The organism is Mycobacterium sp. D16Q13 (assembly GCF_002013375.1).
In the GTDB taxonomy this organism is placed as follows: Bacteria; Actinomycetota; Actinomycetes; order Mycobacteriales; family Mycobacteriaceae; genus Mycobacterium.
In genome coordinates this window covers 59146-76991 of the sequence record NZ_MAEW01000011.1, presented here as the reverse complement: position 1 = coordinate 76991, position 17846 = coordinate 59146, and the positions used below count along the sequence as shown (strand labels likewise).

Sequence of the window (17846 nt, the reverse complement as noted above, 5' to 3'; positions counted from 1 at the left end):
TGATGGGAGGCCGGTCATGGCCACACAAACAGTCGCCCCGGCGCCTGAATCGACAAGCCTGTGGCGCACCGCGCGCGCGGTTCTCGCGCTGCCATTCACCGTGACGGTGCTGATTCCGCTGGTGATTCTCTACGGAACGGGCATCCAGGTGCCGTCATGGATGTCGGATGAGATGTCGATGACGGCGACGGTGATCGGGACCTTGCTGGTCGCTGCCGGCCTGTTCCTGGTGACCCGCACTGTCATGCTCTTCCACCAGATGGGCAAGGGTTCGCTGGCGCCCTTCGACCCGCCGGTTCACCTTGTCGTGCGCGGCCCGTACCGCTACGTACGTAACCCGATGATCACCGGAGTCATCGCCATCCTGCTGGGTGAGGCGTTCGCGGTGAACTCTGTCGGCTTGCTGATCTATGCAGCCGTTTTCGTGACCATCAACGCCGTGTACTTTCCGCTGGTGGAGGAGCGCGGCCTATTGAAGAGGTTCGGCCGCGACTACGCCGAGTACTCGCAGCACGTACCGCGCTGGGTACCCCGGCTGCGCCCGTGGACGCAGCCCGAGCGCGCGAGCTAGGGCGCTTCGCAGTCGCAGTCACAATCCAGGTAGGCCTGGATTGTCGGTGCGATCAAGTCGATGATCTGTTCGTGCGTCATCTCGGGCACGTTCCCGAGGCGGATCACGTATCGGCACATCGCCAGGCCGATCATCTGAGTGCCGATCAGCGCCGCGCGTTCCATGGCGCGATCCGCCGTTAACGCCTCGATCGCAGGCACCATCTGACTGCTGAAGATCTCGGCCATCCGTGCGCGCGCCGTCTCATGCGACACTGCCGCGCGCAGTAGGGCGACCATGGTGTCGTCGGCCTCCCATTTGGCGAGGAAGTGCTCGACGAGGGCTGCCCCCAGCTCGGGACGCGGAATCTCGGCAAGATTCTCGGGCAGGTGAATATCGAAGTCGGCGGCGGCCGCGAAGAGCTTGCCCTTGTTGCCGTAGTACCGCATGACCAGGGACGGGTCGATACCCGCCGTCGCCGCGATGGCCCGTATGGTTGCCTTCTCGTACCCGACGCTGGCGAAGTGCTCCTGAGCAGCCTCAAGGATGGCCGCACGGGTGGCGTCCGATCGCCGAGGTTCGGTGGACATGGCCTGAGCTTAGGCCAACGGATGTTGACATTTGCAGAGCCCTCGCGTGTTGCTATCTGGAATGGGCAAGCCTCCTGGATATGCTGATCGAACAACTGTTCTACGGCGAGAGGGCTGGCGCGTGCGAGTAATGGGAGTCGACCCGGGTCTTACCCGGTGCGGTCTGTCCATGGTCGAGGCCTCCTCGGGTCGCAAGGTGGTGGCGCTGGACGTCGACGTAGTCCGTACTCCGGCCAATCAGCCCTTGCCGCAACGACTTCTGGCGATCAGTCAGGTTGTCGAACACTGGATGGACACGCACCGTCCCGACGTGATCGCCATCGAGCGCGTCTTCGCTCAGCAGAACGTTTCCACCGTGATGGGCACCGCCCAAGCGGGCGGAGTGATCGCACTTTGTGCTGCCAAGCGGGGGATTGAGGTGTATTTCCACACCCCGTCGGAGGTCAAGGCCGCCGTCACCGGCAACGGGCGCGCAGATAAATCCCAAGTGACCGCAATGGTCACGCGCATCCTGCAGCTGCAGACGGCGCCGAAGCCCGCTGATGCGGCCGACGCGTTGGCCCTGGCAATCTGTCACTGCTGGCGTGCGCCCATGCTGGCGAGAATGGCGAAGGCGGAAGCCGCGGCGGAAGAGCAGCGGAAGGCCTTCGCGGCCCGATTGAAGGCGGTATCCCGGTGATTGCTTCGGTCAATGGCGAGGCCATCGACATCGCACTCGATCATGTGGTGATCGAGGCCGCCGGCGTCGGATACCGCGTCAATGCCACCCCGGCCACACTGTCGACGCTGCGGCGCGGCACCCAGGTACGGCTGATCACGGCGATGATCGTCCGCGAAGATTCGATGACGTTGTACGGCTTCACCGACACCGATGCCCGCGATCTGTTCCTGACGCTGCTGGGTGTCTCCGGTGTGGGGCCCAAGATCGCGATGGCCACACTCGCGGTCTACGACGCGCCGACCTTGCGCCAGGCGCTGGCCGATGGCGATGTCAATGCACTGACCAGGGTTCCCGGGATCGGCAAGCGTGGTGCCGAGCGCTTGGTGCTGGAACTGCGCGAGAAGGTGGCCGCGACCCCGAGTGGAACCACCGAGCTGGGGCGCGGCACAGCATCGCTGGTGCGTACACAGGTCGTCGACGCGCTTATCGGCCTCGGGTTCGCCGCGAAGCAAGCCGAACAGGCCACCGATACCGTTCTGGCTCAAGATAATTCCGACGGAGATACCTCGACCGTGCTGCGGTCGGCGCTGACGCTACTGGGCAAGACGCGATGACCAGCTTCGACGAGTTTGACGGCGAAGAGGACGATTTCGATGCCGGCCCCGAGATGTCCGGCGCGCTCACGGTCGGCGAGAACGACATCGATGCCGGGCTCAGACCCAAGTCGCTGCGGGAGTTCATCGGTCAGCCACGGGTGCGTGAGCAGCTGGAGCTCGTGCTGTCCGGCGCCAAGAATCGCGGCGGCACCCCGGATCACATTCTGTTGTCCGGTCCACCCGGACTCGGCAAAACCTCCCTGGCGATGATCATCGCGGGCGAGTTGGGCTCCTCGCTGCGGGTGACCTCGGGTCCGGCATTGGAGCGCGCGGGCGATCTGGCGGCGATGCTGAGCAACCTCGTCGAACACGATGTGTTGTTCATCGATGAGATTCACCGCATCGCGCGGCCCGCTGAGGAAATGCTGTATCTGGCGATGGAGGACTTCCGCGTCGACATCGTCGTCGGCAAGGGGCCCGGCGCGACCTCGATACCCCTGGAAGTGGCGCCGTTCACGCTGGTCGGTGCGACCACCCGATCCGGGTCGCTGACCGGGCCATTGCGTGACCGGTTCGGGTTCACCGCCCACATGGACTTCTACGAGCCCGATGAACTCGAACTTGTGCTGGCTCGATCGGCGGGAATCCTCGGCATCGAGCTCGGAGCCGACGCAGGTGTGGAGATCGCCCGGCGCTCACGCGGCACCCCACGTATCGCCAATCGGTTGCTGCGCCGGGTCCGTGACTACGCGGAAGTGCGGGCAGACGGTGTCATCACCGTGGATGTAGCCAAGTCCGCCCTGGCCGTCTACGACGTCGACGAGCTGGGGCTGGACCGCCTGGACCGGGCGGTGCTCACGGCGCTGACACGCAGTTTCGGCGGCGGCCCGGTGGGCGTGTCGACATTGGCGGTAGCGGTCGGGGAGGAATCGACCACAGTGGAAGAGGTGTGTGAGCCGTTCCTGGTGCGTGCCGGGATGCTGGCCCGGACGCCGCGCGGACGTGTGGCGACAGCATTGGCGTGGACACATCTGGGTCTTACCCCGCCGCCGCAGGTGCTGGGACACGCCGGGCTGTTCGATTGACGGGACGCTTGAGTCCAGGACGCGCAGGTCCGGGGTTCGCGTCGATTCCACAGAGTCGGATGGCACACTGGTGACTTGTCGCGTGCTCGTTTCACGCAGACCGTGCTTGAACTCGTGAAGACCCAACGGAAAGAATCCCGAAAGCCGCCATGGAATCGATCATCGTCTTTTTGCCGCTCATCCTCGTTATGGGCGCGTTCCTTTTCTTCGCGAACCGGCGGCAGCGCAAGGCTCTGGACGCCACCATCGAGCTGCACGAGTCCCTGGCAATCGGCGACCGGGTGCACACCACCTCCGGTCTGCAGGGCACTATCGCCGCAGTCACCGACGACACCGTCGATCTGGAGATCGCTCCGGGTGTTGTGACGCGCTGGATGAAGCTCGCGGTCCGCGACAAGATCGTTGATGAGGCCGAGGACACCGATGACACCGCTGAGGAGGCGTCGCGCGACGTCGAGAGCACCGGGGTCGAGCTGACCAAGGAGTAGCGGCTTTCACCTTTGCTCAACCCTGAACGCCTCCCGACCCGCCCTCGACAAGCAAGGAGACCGGACACGTGGCCTCGCCATCGGCCCCTGTGCATCCCGCGCGTTATCTAGCTGCCTTCCTGGTGCTGCTGATCGGCGCCTACCTGCTGGTCTTCCTGACCGGCGACAAGCACGCTAAGCCCAAGCTCGGTATCGACCTGCAGGGTGGAACCCGCGTCACCCTGACGGCACGCACCCCTGACGGTTCCAAGCCGACCAGGGAAGCGTTGACTCAGGCACAGCAGATCATTAATGCGCGCGTCAACGGCCTCGGTGTCTCCGGATCCGAGGTCATCATCGACGGCGACAACCTCGTCATCACGGTGCCCGGTAACGACGGCAGCGAGGCCCGCAACCTCGGTCAGACCGCCAAGCTCTACATCCGGCCTGTCGTCCAGATGGTGCCGGCGCAGCCCAAGGAGAATCCCCAGGCCGGAGCGCCCCAGGGCGGCCCGCCCGGCGCTGGGCAAGAGGCGACGCCCCCGGAGCCCGGTGCGGGAAAGCCGGCACCCGCCGCGCCTTCGCCGAAACCGCAGCCGCGGCCCTATCCGGCGCAAACCACCACGCCGCCGCCACCGCCACCCGCTCCGGCGACGCAGCCCGCGACGCCGAATGCCCCACCGCCCGCTGCTCCGGCCACCGATCTGCCGCCGAAACCGGGCAGCGGTGAGGAACGCAAGCAGCTGATCGACTTCGAGAAGCAGATCAGGCAGAGCGACGATCCGCGGATTCAGATGCTGGCGCTTCAGGTTCAGTCATCGCGTTGCTATGACCTTGACGACCCGCTCGCGGGCAATGACGATCCGAACCTTCCGTTGGTCACCTGTGGCGATGACAGTCAGGGCGGAAAGGCCGCCTATCTGCTGGACAAGGCGATCATCAGCGGCGAGGAGATCAAGGACGCCAGCTCGGGACTTGACCAGCAGCGCGGCATCTACGTGGTGAGCATGGAGTTCAAGCCCACCGGAGCCAAGGTCTGGGCGGAGTACACCTCTGCGCATTGGCAGCAGGGCACCCAGACCGCGTTCACGTTGGACTCCAAGGTGATCAGTGCGCCAGCCATCCGCGAGCCCATCCCGGGCGGCAAGACCGAAATCAGCGGGCAGTTCACCTCCGACTCGGCCAAGCAGCTTGCCGCGGCCCTCAAGTACGGTTCGCTGCCGCTGTCCTTCGAGTCCTCCGACGCCGAAACAGTTTCGGCCACACTCGGATTGACCTCGCTCAAGGCCGGCCTGATCGCGGGCGCCATTGGATTGGCGATCGTGTTGCTGTACTCGCTGATCTACTACCGTGTGCTCGGCATCCTGACCGCGCTGTCCTTGGTGGCCTCGGGCGCCATGGTGTTCGCCATCCTGGTCCTGCTGGGTAGATACATCTCATACACCTTGGATCTGGCCGGTATCGCCGGTCTGATCATCGGCATCGGCACCACCGCGGACTCCTTCGTGGTGTTCTTCGAGCGCATCAAAGATGAGATACGAGAAGGTCGTTCGTATCGTTCGGCGGTGCCCCGAGGTTGGGCTCGCGCCCGCAAGACGATCCTGTCGGGTAACGCGGTGACCTTGCTGGCCGCCGTGGTGCTGTACGCACTCGCCATCGGGCAGGTGAAGGGCTTCGCGTTCACTCTCGGACTCACCACCATCCTCGACGTGGTGGTGGTGTTCCTGGTGACGTGGCCGCTTGTCTACCTGTCCTCCAAGTCCGCGACCCTCTCCAAGCCCGCGTACAACGGGCTCGGAGCGGTCCAGCAGATTGCCCGCGAACGTAAGGCGGCGGCACACGCATGAGCACCAGCAACGACACCGTGAGCAACGGCAACGGCACCGAGAGCGCCGCCAAGGAACCCACGTCCACTGCAGTTGAAACCGGCAGTGCGGCACCAGAACACGGATTCTTCTACCGTCTGTACACCGGAACCGGTGCGGTCGACGTCGTCGGCAAGCGCACGCTGTGGTTCGGGATCAGCGGCGCGTTCATGGTTGTCGCGATCTTGTCCATCGCGATCAAGGGATTCGTCTTCGGTATCGATTTCGAGGGCGGCACCAAGGTGTCGTTCCCGAAGGGCGAGGCCACGGTTCAGCAGACCGAGGACGTCTTCAGTCAGACACTAGGCCGCGATGCCGAGTCGATCGTCGTCACCGGAACCGGTGACTCGGCCTCCATTCAGATTCGCACCGAGACGCTCGACAACGACGAATCGGCAAAGCTCCACAAGGCGCTCTTCGACAGGTTCGCGCCCAAGGGATCTGACGGCAAGCCGTCCATCAACGCCATCAGCGATTCGGCGGTGTCGGAGACCTGGGGCGGGCAGATCACCAACAAGGCGCTGTGGGCGCTGGGCGTGTTCCTGGTGCTGTCCGGTATCTACATCGCCGTGCGCTACGAGCGCTACATGGCGCTGGCGGCCTTGGCCGCACTGGTCTTCGACCTGCTGGTTACCGCGGGCGTGTACTCACTGGTGGGCTTCGAGGTCACCCCGGCCACGGTGATCGGCCTGCTCACCATCCTAGGATTCTCCTTGTACGACACCGTGATCGTGTTCGACAAGGTCGAGGAAAACACGCACGGGTTCCAGCACACGTCGCGGCGGACCTTCGCCGAGCATGCCAACCTGGCCGTGAACCAGACCTTCATGCGCTCGATCAACACCAGCCTCATCTCGGTGATCCCGGTGCTCTCGCTCATCGTGGTGGCCATCTGGCTGCTGGGTGTGGGCACGCTGAAGGACCTTGCGCTGGTCCAGCTTGTCGGCATCCTGGTGGGCACGTACTCGTCGATCTTCTTCGCGACCCCGCTGCTGGTGGCACTGCGTGAGCGCACGGAGCTGGTGGCGAGCCATACCAAGAAGGTGCTGAGTCGCCGCAAGCCCGACGCCACGCCCCTGGCAGAGACCGGTTCGGGAACCAAGGCCGTCAAGGCGGCGACATCGGGGGCATCCGATGCCGCCATGACCGGGGTACGCCCCGCCAAACCCAAGCCCGGTGCCCGCCCTCAAGGTAAGCGAAACGTTCGGCGGCGCTGATGGTTTCACGAGGCCCAGCACGGACCGGAGCAGGACGGATCGCGCGAATCGGCGCCATCGCGACCACGATGGTGCTCGCGGCGGGGTTGTTGACCTCATGTTGGACCTCGGCGGCAAAAACGCTCGACTATGCCGTCGATGGCCGCTTGACGACGTACAACGTCAACAGTGTCGCGGGGAACGCGTCAGCCGGGGCGCAGGCATTCAATCGCGTACTCACCGGGTTTGGCTTCCACGGTCCTGACGGCCAGGTCATCGCTGACCACGACTTCGGCACCGTCGAGGTCGTCGGCCGTATCCCATTGGTGCTCGACTACACCATCAATGAGAAGGCCGTCTATTCCGACGGCAAGCCAGTGACCTGTGAAGACATGGTGCTGTCCTGGTTCGCGCAATCCGGCAGGCTGCCCGATTTTGACGCGGCCAGCACGGCGGGATACGCCGATATCTCCACCATCGATTGCAAGTCGGGGCAGAAGACCGCGCGTGTCACCTTCGCCCCGGATCGCGCCTTCACCGACTGGACCCAGCTATTCGCCGCCACAACGATGTTGCCGTGGCATGTGATCGCCGACAAGGTCGGTGGGGGTATTGACCTGATCGGTGCCATCGCCGCCAATGACGTTCCGGCGCTGCAGAAGATCGCCGATTTTTGGAACAACCAGTGGAACTTCGGTTCGGATCTGGATCTCTCGAAGTTCCCGTCATCAGGGCCATACAAGTTCGACGGGTACAACGAGGACGGATCGGTCGTGCTTGTCGCCAATGACAAGTGGTGGGGTAGTCCGCCGGTGACCAAGCGGGTCACGGTGTGGCCCAGCGGGATCGATGTGCAAAAACGGCTATCCGACGGCGATCTGGAGGTTGTCGACGTCGCAGCCGGATCGGCCGGGACTCTTACCGCCCCTGACGGATTCGTGCGCACCGAGGAACCCGGTTCGGGTGTGGAGCAACTGATCTTCGGTGCCGGCGGGTCTGTTGGGGCGCCCGATGTGCGCCGTGCGGTCGCGTTGTGCACACCACGTGACGCCATCGCGGGAATCGCCGGAGTGCCGGTGATGAACGCCCGGCTGGATACCAGCATCGGAGACTCGTTCGCCTCGGTGGAGGCTGCGGCTGAGGCAGGACGATTCATGCGTTCGGACCCGGTCGCGGCCCGTGCCGCGGTGGCCAACCGTCCGTTGACCGTCCGGGTGGGATATCAGGCGCCCAACCCGCGCCGTGCGGCAATCGTGTCGGCGATGGCGCAGGCCTGTGCGGCCGCCGGGATCACCGTGCAGGACGTCAGTTCGCCCGAGGTTGGACCACACTCGTTGCGGGACAATCAAGTTGACGCGCTACTTAGCTCGATCGGCGGAGCTCCTGGCAGCGGTTCGACGGGTTCATGGCTCATGGATGCGTACGCCCTGCGGTCGCGCGAGGGCAAGAACCCCGCGAACTATGCCAACGGTCAGATAGACGGGATCATCGCCGCGCTGGCGGTGACCACCAACGCCAGGGACCAGAGCCGGCTGCTCGGCGATGCGTCGGCCATCCTGTGGAACGACCTGCCGACCCTGCCGCTGTACCGGCAGCCACGCGTGCTGATCGCACCGAAGTCGATGTACGCCGCTACACCGAGCGTCACCCGGTGGGGCGCGGGCTGGAACATGGATCGTTGGGTGTTGCCGGCGTGACATCTTCGGACGCTGTCACAGCGCTCATCGACAGGCTGACTCGTAAGGTCCCCGACTTTCCCGAGCCCGGGGTGCAGTTCAAGGACTTGACGCCGCTGTTCGCGGACGCCGAGGGCCTCTCACGGGTCACCGATGCGTTGGGGGAGGCGTCGGCAGGGGCCACGCTGATCGCGGGGATCGATGCGCGCGGCTTCCTATTGGGGGCCGCCGTGGCGATCCGGCTCGGCGTAGGTGTGCTGGCCGTGCGGAAGGCAGGAAAGCTGCCGCCACCAGTGCATGCTCAGACCTATCAACTCGAGTACGGCACCGCGGCGCTGGAGATTCCCGCCGAAGGAGTGGATCTGACCGGTCATCGCGTGGCGATCATCGACGATGTGCTGGCCACCGGGGGAACACTGGCGGCGACCATCAAACTGTTGCGTGCCGCGGGTGCGGACGTGATCAGCGCGGGTGTAGTTCTGGAACTGTCCGATCTGGCCGGTCGTGCGGCCGTGGCGCCGCTGCCATTAACTGCGCTGCGTGTGATCTGAGGGATAATCTAGGCGGCAGGAGGTGAACCGTGGCTGACGAGCAGGTACCGAGCGAGAATCAGGTCGCGGTCGAATCCCTGCCTGTCGTGAGCGATCCGACGGCACCGAGCTCGGACTCTCTGCGGATCAGCGGCACCATGAGTGCGTCGCGCCGGGTACGGGCCCGGCTGGCCCGCAGGATGACCGCCCAGCGCGGCGCCGTCAGCCCCGTGCTCGAGCCGCTGATGGCTGTCCATCGCGAGTTCTACCCCAAGGCCGACCGGGTGGTGCTGCAGCGCGCATACGAGGTAGCCGAGAGTCGGCATGCCGAGCAGTTTCGCAAGTCGGGTGATCCGTACATCACTCATCCGATCGCCGTGGCGAACATTCTGGCCGAGCTCGGCATGGACACCACCACTCTAGTGGCCGCGATTCTGCACGACACCGTCGAGGACACCGGGTACAGCCTGGAACAGCTGACCACCGAATTCGGTACCGAGGTGGCCCACCTTGTTGATGGCGTGACAAAGCTCGACAAGGTGGTGTTGGGTAACGCCGCCGAGGGCGAAACCATCCGCAAGATGATCATCGCCATGGCGCGCGACCCTCGCGTGCTGGTGATCAAGGTCGCGGACCGGTTGCACAACATGCGCACCATGCGATTCCTGCCACCGGAGAAGCAGGCGCGTAAGGCCCGCGAGACGCTCGAAGTGATTGCGCCACTGGCACACCGCCTGGGTATGGCAACGGTCAAGTGGGAGCTCGAAGACCTGTCCTTCGCGATCCTGCACCCCAAGAAGTACGAGGAGATCGTGCGTCTGGTCGCCGACCGGGCGCCGTCACGCGATACCTACCTGGCCAAGGTGCGTGCGGAAATTGTTGCCACCCTGAACGGTTCGCGTATCGGTGCCACTGTCGAGGGTCGCCCCAAGCACTACTGGTCGATCTATCAGAAGATGATCGTCAAGGGCCGCGACTTCGACGACATCCACGATCTGGTGGGCGTCCGGATCCTGTGTGATGAGATTCGTGACTGTTACGCCGCCGTGGGCGTGGTGCACTCGCTCTGGCAGCCGATGGCCGGCCGGTTCAAGGACTACATCGCCCAACCGCGGTTCGGTGTCTATCAGTCCTTGCACACCACCGTGGTCGGCCCCGAGGGCAAGCCGCTGGAGGTCCAGATTCGCACCCGCGACATGCACCGCACCGCCGAGTACGGCATTGCCGCGCACTGGCGGTACAAGGAAGCCAAGGGCCGCAACGGTGTTCCGCCCAACCATGCCGCCGCCGAAATCGACGACATGGCGTGGATGCGCCAGCTGCTCGACTGGCAGCGTGAGGCCGCCGACCCCGGAGAGTTCCTGGAGTCGCTGCGCTATGACCTGGCGGTGCAGGAGATCTTCGTCTTCACACCCAAGGGTGATGTCATCACGTTGCCCGCCGGGTCTACCCCGGTCGACTTCGCGTACGCCGTGCACACCGAGGTAGGTCATCGGTGCATCGGTGCGCGCGTCAACGGCCGGTTGGTGGCCCTGGAGCGCAAGCTCGAAAACGGCGAAGTGGTAGAGGTTTTCACGTCAAAGGCCGCCACCGCGGGCCCGTCGCGCGACTGGCAGACCTTTGTCGTGTCGCCGCGCGCGAAGGCGAAGATTCGGCAGTGGTTCGCCAAGGAGCGTCGCGAGGAGGCGCTCGAGGCGGGTAAGGACGCCATCGCGCGCGAGGTGCGCCGTGGTGGACTTCCGTTGCAGCGCCTGGTCAATGGCGAGGGTATGGCCTCGCTGGCTCGTGAGCTGCGCTACCAGGACACCTCGCAGCTCTACACCGCGGTGGGCGAGGGGCATGTGTCGGCGCGGCATGTGGTGCAGCGCCTGGTCGCTCAGCTCGGTGGTGTGGACAGTGCCGAGGAGGAATTGGCCGAACGGTCCACTCCGTCGACCATGCCCATTCGCCAGCGGCGTTCCGATGATGTCGGCGTGGCCGTGCCGGGCGCACCGGGTGTGTTGACCAAGCTCGCGAAATGCTGCACCCCGGTGCCCGGGGATCAGATCCTTGGATTCGTCACGCGCGGCGGGGGAGTCAGCGTGCACCGCACCGACTGCACCAACGCCGAATCTCTGCAGCAGCAATCGGAACGGATCATCGAAGTGAACTGGGCGCCATCGGCGTCCTCGGTCTTCCTGGTCGCCATCCAGGTGGAGGCGCTGGACCGGCACCGGTTGCTCTCCGATGTGACCCGCGCCCTGGCCGACGAGCGGGTGAACATTCTGTCGGCCTCGGTGACCACCTCGAATGATCGAGTGGCCATCAGCCGCTTCACCTTTGAGATGGGCGACCCGAAGCATCTGGGACACGTTCTTAACGTGGTGCGCAACGTCGAGGGCGTCTACGACGTCTACCGGGTTACGTCGGCGGCCTAACCCGGTCTACCGGCGTGTTAGACGACTAGACGCCGAATGCCTTCAGCGCGATCCGGGTGGCCGCGGCGATGGTTGGCTTGCCCTGAGTGGACTTCGGATCGTCGGGGACCGTCAGCACGGCGACGACAATCGGCGCACGCCCGGTCGGCCAGATCACCGCGATGTCATTGGTCTCGCCCTTGAACCCGCTGCCGGTCTTGTCCCCGACCGTCCATCCGGTCGGGACTCCCGCCCGAATCGACTGGTCGCCTGTGGTGTTGCGCTTCAACCAGTCGGTGAGCAGATCGCGGCCCTGCGCGTCGAGCCCCTCGTCGAGCGCCAGCCTGCGCAGATTGGTCACCAGTTGCTGCGGGGTCGAGGTGTCCAGATCGCCGTCCGGGATGTTCAGCTGATCTTCGGTGCGATCCATGCGAGAGACGTTGTCGCCCAGGCTTCGAACGAACTTCTCCGTCTGCTTCGGGCCGCCGAGCTGCGCGATCAACAGGTTGGCGCCGGTGTTGTCGCTGTAGCGCAGGGTCGCATCGCACAGTTCCGCGACGGTCATGCCCTCGGCCACATGCTGGGACGTGACGGGTGCCCACTCCATGAGGTCGGACTGCGCATACTGAATCCGCTTGTCCAGCAGCCCCGGTTCGCTCAGGCGGCGGTGCAGGATGGCCGACACGATGAAGGTCTTCACCGTCGAGCACATCAGGAAGCGCTCATTTGCCCGGTGCCCCAGCGTGGCACCCGATCCGGTGTCCAGGGCGTACACACCGATGCGTCCCCCGAAATCCTTTTCCAGGGAGGCGAGTTCGGTTGGCGAGGTTGGGCTGTCGCCGCCGCGTGAACAACCCACAGCGGCCACGCCGACCGTGGTCAGCCCGCCGAGCAACAGAACGCGACGTGAAATCATGTCAGTCGAGCTGCAGGTCGATGATCTTGACTTCTTGTGCGGGTGTGCCATCACCCGCGCCACGTGCTCCCGCCTTGATGCCGTTCTTGGCGATCTTGGCGAGGGTGTCCATACCGGTCTTGTCGATGGTGCCGAACACGGTGTACTGCGGCGGCAGCTGCGAATCCTTGTAGACCATGAAGAACTGGCTGCCGTTGGTACCGGGGCCCGCGTTGGCCATCGCCAACGTGCCGGCGGGATAGATGACGGCCCGTTGTGCCGCGGGATCGTCGGCCTTGTAGGCGGTGGTCGGGTACTCGTTGTCGAATTCGTATCCCGGACCGCCCGAACCGGTGCCCTTCGGGTCACCGCACTGCAACACCGACAAGCTGCCACTTGTGATCCGGTGGCAGATGGTGTCGTCGAAGTACCCACCCTGGGCCAGGCTGGCGAAGCTGTTCACCGTGCACGGCGCCTTGGCGTTGTCCAGCACCAGGCCGATGTTGCCCTGGCTGGTCTTCACGCTGGCGGTGAGCGTCGCCGGCTCGGTCGGGATCTTCCCGGAGCGCGGCATCTGCTTGTCGATGGCCTTGGCGGGCGCGCCCGCGGGCCGGTACTGGCAATTGGCACCCACTTCCGCGGACGGCACGAACTTCGGCAGGGCCGGGCCGGTGACGGGCGGCTCGTCGGGCGTGGGCAACGAGGACGTCGGCGGCGCGTCGACCGTGGAGACCGGGGTGGTGGAGGTGTCCAGTGCCGCATCCGTCTTGTCGCTCTTACTGATGGCCAGCCATGCGGTGATGGCCACAGCGACGACGACGGCCACGACCGCGGCGCCGCTGATCGCCCAGATCCGCTGCTTACGGGCGCGCTCAGCACGGTTCTCCAGCTGTCGCTCCAGCTTGCGCTTGGCCGTCTGACGTCGCTGCTCGTTGGTCGGCACCGGGTTCTCCTCCTAGGGCGTCCATTGAAGAATCTAGGTCGCCAGAGAGTGTGCCAGCCACACCTGAGAGATGGGGAAGGACCCGCCGCCTAAGCTGGTCGGGTGCTGATCACCGGTTTTCCCGCGGGCATGTTCGCCACGAACTGCTACATCGTGGCGCCCCACGAGGGCGGCCCCGCCGTCATCGTCGACCCCGGACAGGAGGCGACCTCCGGAGTTAAGGAGATCCTCGCCGAACGCGACCTCACCCCGGAGGCGGTGCTACTGACCCACGGGCATCTGGACCACACCTGGACGGCACAGCCGCTCGCCGATGAGTACGGGATCCCCGTGTACATCCACCCCGACGACCGCGTGATGCTCGCCGATCCGCTCGCGGGGATCGGGCCCGGTCTGGCCCAGTTCATCCAGGGCATGGAATTCATCGAGCCCAAGGAGCTCGTAGAGATCGGCGACGGCGACAAGCTGGAGCTCGCCGGGATCACGCTCACCGTCGACCACACACCGGGGCACACCCGTGGTTCTGTTGTGTTCGGCATCGAGGTCGACAGCGACAATGGGCCCATCGATGTGGTGTTCAGCGGCGACACGCTCTTCCAGATGTCGATCGGGCGCACCGATCTGCCCGGCGGCAACCACCAACAGCTGCTCGATTCGATTGCCGCCAAGCTGCTTACCCGAGACGATTCGACGGTGGTGCTGCCGGGTCACGGCAATGCCACCAGCATCGGCGATGAGCGACGTGCCAACCCGTTCCTCGAGGGAATCCAGTGAGCGAGAAGACTTTTAGTGCACCTAAGGGCATCCCGGACTATGTGCCGCCGGACTCCGCGCAGTTCCTGGCTGTTCGTGACGGGCTGCTGGAGCAGGCGCGGCTGGCCGGGTACGGCTACATCGAGCTGCCCGTGTTCGAGGACACCGGACTGTTCGCCCGCGGGGTGGGCGAGTCCACCGATGTGGTGAGCAAGGAGATGTACACCTTCGCCGACCGCGGCGATCGGTCGGTGACCTTGCGTCCGGAGGGCACCGCCTCGGTGATGCGTGCGGTCATCGAGCATGGCCTGGACCGTGGCCAACTGCCGATGAAACTGCGTTACGCCGGTCCCTTTTTCCGGTATGAGCGACCGCAGGCCGGCCGCTACCGTCAGCTGCAGCAGGTCGGCGTGGAAGCCATCGGCGTGGACGATCCGGCCCTGGACGCCGAGGTGATCGCTATCGCCGACGCGGGCTATCGCTCCCTGGGCCTGACCGGCTTCCGGTTGGAGATCAGCTCGCTGGGCGACGCCTCCTGCCGCCCGCAGTACCGAGAGTTGTTGCAGGAATTCCTCTTCGGCTTGGACCTGGACGAGGCGACGCGAGAGCGGGCCCGTATCAACCCGATTCGGGTGCTCGACGACAAGCGCCCCGAGGTGCGCGAGATGACGGCCGATGCGCCACTGATGCTCGACCATCTCTCCGAGGAGTCCAAGGCGCACTTCGATCAGGTGCTGCACCATCTGGACGCACTGGGCGTGCAGTACGTGGTGAACCCCAGGCTGGTGCGTGGCCTTGACTACTACACCAAGACCACCTTCGAGTTTGTGCATGACGGTCTTGGCGCGCAATCCGGGATTGGTGGCGGTGGGCGCTATGACGGACTGATGGCGCAGCTCGGTGGACAATCGTTGTCGGGTATCGGGTTTGGGCTCGGCGTGGACAGAACCCTGCTGGCGCTGCAGGCCGAAGGTGTCACGGTAGGAGACAGTGGGCGCTGCGAAGTCTTCTGTGTGCCCCTGGGGCAGGACGCGAAATCGGTGCTCGTGACGGTGGCGGCGCAGCTGCGGAGCGCGGGAATTCGTACCGATATCGCCTACGGCGACCGTGGACTCAAGGGTGCGATGCGTGGCGCGGACCGCTCGGGAGCCTCGATTGCGCTGGTCGCCGGGGATCGGGAAATCGGCGAGGGAAACATCGAGCTCAAGACGCTGGCCGACGGCGTTCAGCAGCCCGTGCCGATCGTTTCGATTGTCGATGAAGTAACGGCGCGGCTAGCATCGCGGATATGACACGTATGGGACGTATCGCCGCAGCTCTGCTCGCCACGGCCAGTGCCGCAACCTTGACGATGGTGCTGACGCCTGTCGCGGAGGCGGCCCCGCACCAGGTGAAGTACGTGATCAGATCCGACCGTGAATTCCTCTCGCAGACGCTCGTGCTGCAGAACGAGCCGCCGAGCGCCTCGGCCTACGACTCGGAGTCGAGCAAGTACCTGGTGCGTAACTCGACCCGCATCACCCCCGACGCTCCGTTCGTCGTCGAGACAACGCTCAACGACCCGACGCAGTGGGCGTACGTGAGTGCGAGCGCGGCGGCCAAGGCCGTCACCGGTGCCCCCGTCTTCCACTGTGAGGTATACGTGGATGGTGCCCTCGCCACCCAGGCCGATGGCGAGACCGCCGTCACCTGTTCTCTGCGCAAGTGGTAGCCCGCTAGCCGGCGAACACGTACACCCAGGCGGTTTCGCCCGAGCGCAGTGGCACCGAAATGCGTTGATAATCATCCACTTCGTACTCGTCGGCGGCGGCCAGCTGCTCGGGTGTGATCGAGAAGACCATGCCGGGGACCTCTGCTGAGGCATCGGTTGACGGGCGAAGGATGGGGTGACGGTCGCTGCCACTGGTCGCGATGACATGCGGGTCGGTGATGGTCACATAGTCCAGATCGAAGCCCACAATGGCGTCGGTATGACCGTCAAGTTCCTGCCCGAAGGTGGCGCGCTGCACGTCGGCCTGCTGCAAGGTGCCGTAGGAGAACAGTAACTCGGTCGCGGTATTCGTCACGCGGTAAGTCAATCAGGCCGGCCACGGCCGGCGCACGCCTGCGTCAGTCCCCCAGGTGGACCGTGCCATCGGAAGCGATCCGCCAACCGGGGTTGTGGGCGATTTCCCAAATCAACCCGTTGGGGTCCTGGACGTGGGCGTGGAAGACCCCACCGAACTGTCCGGGTTGTGGCGGTTTGAGAACAGTGCCCCCCGACAGGGCCATGGTGCCGGACAGCGTCGCCACGTCCTCTGCGGAATCGACGTTGTGGGCCAGGGTGATCCCGGAAACCCGTGAATGATCACCGGGGGCGGAGAGATCCTCGGTGAACTTATCGGCGAGGAAGAAGCCCAGGAGCTGTCCCGGTGCGCTCTGGTAGAAGACGATCTCGCCCTCGACATCCAGCAGTGGTGTCCAGCCCAGTGCTCCATAGAAGCGCCGAGTGGCATCCAGATCCGTTGCGGCGACAGTGACAAAGTGCAGCTGCTGCTTCATGGGGCCGAGCCTAGATTCGCGCTCCGACACGTGTCGACGGGGATTGACACGTGATCGAACATATGTTCGCATAGGGTTATGCGGTGGGACGGGCAGACGCTGGATGCCGACGACGGCGCGCTTCCGGGTTTGGAGCGGATCGGTCTGGTGCGCAGTGTGCGCACGCCCGAATTCGCGGGCATCACTTTTCACGAAGTGCTGTGCAAGTCGGCGCTCAACAAGGTTCCGGCGGTATCCATGTTGCCATTCCGGTTTACCGTCAACGCATTTCGCGGCTGCGCACATGCCTGCCGCTATTGTTTCGCGCGCCCCACCCATGAATATCTGGAGTTCGACAGCGGTACCGATTTCGACAACCAGATCGTGGTGAAAACCAATCTGGTCCCGGTGCTCAGGAAAGAACTGGGTCGCAAGTCGTGGAACCGGGAGACGGTCGCACTCGGCACCAACACCGATCCCTATCAACGGGCCGAGGGGCGCTATCAGCTGATGCCGGGAGTCATTGCGGCGCTGGCCGATTCCGGCACTCCGATATCGATCCTCACCAAAGGAACCCTGCTGCGCAGGGATTTACCGCTGCTCGCCGAGGCGGCACAGCAGGTGTCGGTGAGCGTGGGCATCTCGCTGGCCATCGGAGATGAGGCGTTACAGCGCGAGGTTGAAGCGGGGGTCCCTTCGCCGCAGGCGAGACTGTCGTTGATCACCGCGGCGCGCGAGGCCGGTTTTGAACCGCATGTGATGGTGGCGCCGGTGCTTCCGTTCCTGACCGACACGGTGGAGCATCTCGATGACCTGTTGGGCCGGATCGCGCAGGCAGGTGCGGCAGGCGTGACGGTTTTCCCGTTGCATTTGCGCGGGACGACACGTGGCTGGTTCATGTCCTGGGTATCCCAGTCGCATCCCGAGCTCGTCGGTCGATACCGGGAGCTGTATCGCAGGGGCGCCTATGTGCCCGCCGAGTATCGGGCATGGCTGAGAGAGCGCGTAGGGCCTCTGGTGGGCAAGTACGGGCTGGCCTCGCATCGTGAGGAGACCCCTTCGAGGCCAACAAAACTGGCGCCCGCCGCGGAGATGACGCTGTTCTAGTGGGGCCGCCCGCGCT

Annotated in this window: 18 protein-coding genes and 1 pseudogene; 14 read left to right on the top strand and 5 right to left on the bottom strand. The window is 64.8% G+C overall.

Annotation, left to right across the window (positions count from 1 at the left end; genetic code table 11):
• Positions 1-16: 16 nt before the first annotated feature.
• Positions 17-478 (top strand): annotated as a pseudogene (locus B4400_RS13360) (methyltransferase family protein); the annotation flags it as partial.
• A gap of 89 nt (positions 479-567) precedes the next feature.
• On the opposite strand, the gene B4400_RS13355 reads toward B4400_RS13360, so the two are convergent.
• Entirely contained in the window at positions 568-1140 is a 573-nt protein-coding gene (locus tag B4400_RS13355; RefSeq protein WP_078310768.1) for a TetR/AcrR family transcriptional regulator, read from the bottom strand.
• 121 nt (positions 1141-1261) lie between these two features.
• Between B4400_RS13355 and ruvC the strand changes: the two genes are divergently transcribed.
• From ruvC to B4400_RS13310, 9 genes are all read left to right on the top strand, one after another.
• Positions 1262-1819: a crossover junction endodeoxyribonuclease RuvC gene (ruvC, locus tag B4400_RS13350; RefSeq protein ID WP_078310766.1), complete on the top strand. Its 558-nt coding sequence runs from the start codon at positions 1262-1264 to the stop codon at positions 1817-1819.
• Positions 1816-2415 carry a Holliday junction branch migration protein RuvA gene (gene ruvA, locus B4400_RS13345; protein ID WP_078310764.1) on the top strand — a complete coding sequence of 200 codons (600 nt, stop codon included), beginning with the start codon at positions 1816-1818 and terminating at the stop codon, positions 2413-2415. Before ruvC ends, ruvA begins: the two co-directional genes overlap by 4 nt.
• Before the next feature lie 53 nt (positions 2416-2468).
• A complete protein-coding gene (gene ruvB, locus B4400_RS13340; RefSeq protein WP_078310886.1) occupies positions 2469-3482 on the top strand; it encodes a Holliday junction branch migration DNA helicase RuvB in 1014 nt (337 codons plus the stop codon).
• Positions 3483-3631: 149 nt separating this feature from the next.
• A complete protein-coding gene (gene yajC / locus B4400_RS13335) occupies positions 3632-3970 on the top strand; it encodes a preprotein translocase subunit YajC (RefSeq protein ID WP_078310761.1) in 339 nt (112 codons plus the stop codon).
• Positions 3971-4038: 68 nt separating this feature from the next.
• Entirely contained in the window at positions 4039-5796 is a 1758-nt protein-coding gene (gene secD / locus B4400_RS13330; protein ID WP_078310759.1) for a protein translocase subunit SecD, read from the top strand.
• A gap of 17 nt (positions 5797-5813) precedes the next feature.
• A complete protein-coding gene (gene secF, locus B4400_RS13325) occupies positions 5814-7031 on the top strand; it encodes a protein translocase subunit SecF (RefSeq protein ID WP_078310885.1) in 1218 nt (405 codons plus the stop codon).
• A complete protein-coding gene (locus tag B4400_RS13320) occupies positions 7031-8707 on the top strand; it encodes an ABC transporter substrate-binding protein (protein ID WP_078310757.1) in 1677 nt (558 codons plus the stop codon). Before secF ends, B4400_RS13320 begins: the two co-directional genes overlap by 1 nt.
• Entirely contained in the window at positions 8704-9237 is a 534-nt protein-coding gene (locus B4400_RS13315; RefSeq protein WP_078310884.1) for an adenine phosphoribosyltransferase, read from the top strand. Before B4400_RS13320 ends, B4400_RS13315 begins: the two co-directional genes overlap by 4 nt.
• Before the next feature lie 29 nt (positions 9238-9266).
• Positions 9267-11633 (top strand): RelA/SpoT family protein, encoded by a 2367-nt coding sequence (locus B4400_RS13310; RefSeq protein ID WP_078310755.1) that lies wholly within the window; start codon positions 9267-9269, stop codon positions 11631-11633.
• Between the two features lie 25 nt (positions 11634-11658).
• Here B4400_RS13310 and blaMAB read toward each other — a convergent pair whose 3' ends face one another.
• Both blaMAB and B4400_RS13300 read right to left on the bottom strand, forming a co-directional pair.
• Complete coding sequence (blaMAB, locus tag B4400_RS13305) at positions 11659-12528, bottom strand: MAB family class A beta-lactamase (RefSeq protein ID WP_078310753.1); 870 nt, start codon at positions 12526-12528, stop codon at positions 11659-11661.
• Position 12529: 1 nt separating this feature from the next.
• Positions 12530-13450: a peptidylprolyl isomerase gene (locus tag B4400_RS13300; protein WP_078310751.1), complete on the bottom strand. Its 921-nt coding sequence runs from the start codon at positions 13448-13450 to the stop codon at positions 12530-12532.
• Between the two features lie 102 nt (positions 13451-13552).
• Here B4400_RS13300 and B4400_RS13295 point away from each other — a divergent pair, with 102 nt between their 5' ends.
• From B4400_RS13295 to B4400_RS13285, 3 genes are read left to right on the top strand one after another with little or no spacing between them, the layout of a single operon-like run.
• The gene (locus B4400_RS13295) at positions 13553-14224 is read left to right on the top strand and encodes an MBL fold metallo-hydrolase (protein WP_078310749.1); all 672 of its coding nucleotides are present in this window, start codon (positions 13553-13555) and stop codon (positions 14222-14224) included.
• On the top strand, positions 14221-15495 hold the full coding sequence (gene hisS, locus B4400_RS13290) for a histidine--tRNA ligase (RefSeq protein WP_078310747.1): 1275 nt from the start codon (positions 14221-14223) through the stop codon (positions 15493-15495). Before B4400_RS13295 ends, hisS begins: the two co-directional genes overlap by 4 nt.
• Before the next feature lie 5 nt (positions 15496-15500).
• Entirely contained in the window at positions 15501-15914 is a 414-nt protein-coding gene (locus B4400_RS13285) for an Rv2576c family protein (RefSeq protein ID WP_078310744.1), read from the top strand.
• 4 nt (positions 15915-15918) lie between these two features.
• Here B4400_RS13285 and B4400_RS13280 read toward each other — a convergent pair whose 3' ends face one another.
• Complete coding sequence (locus B4400_RS13280; protein WP_078310742.1) at positions 15919-16269, bottom strand: gamma-glutamylcyclotransferase family protein; 351 nt, start codon at positions 16267-16269, stop codon at positions 15919-15921.
• Between the two features lie 43 nt (positions 16270-16312).
• The gene (locus tag B4400_RS13275) at positions 16313-16744 is read right to left on the bottom strand and encodes a VOC family protein (protein WP_078310736.1); all 432 of its coding nucleotides are present in this window, start codon (positions 16742-16744) and stop codon (positions 16313-16315) included.
• A gap of 78 nt (positions 16745-16822) precedes the next feature.
• Here B4400_RS13275 and B4400_RS13270 point away from each other — a divergent pair, with 78 nt between their 5' ends.
• Positions 16823-17830 (top strand): Rv2578c family radical SAM protein, encoded by a 1008-nt coding sequence (locus B4400_RS13270; RefSeq protein WP_078310734.1) that lies wholly within the window; start codon positions 16823-16825, stop codon positions 17828-17830.
• Positions 17831-17846 lie beyond the last annotated feature (16 nt).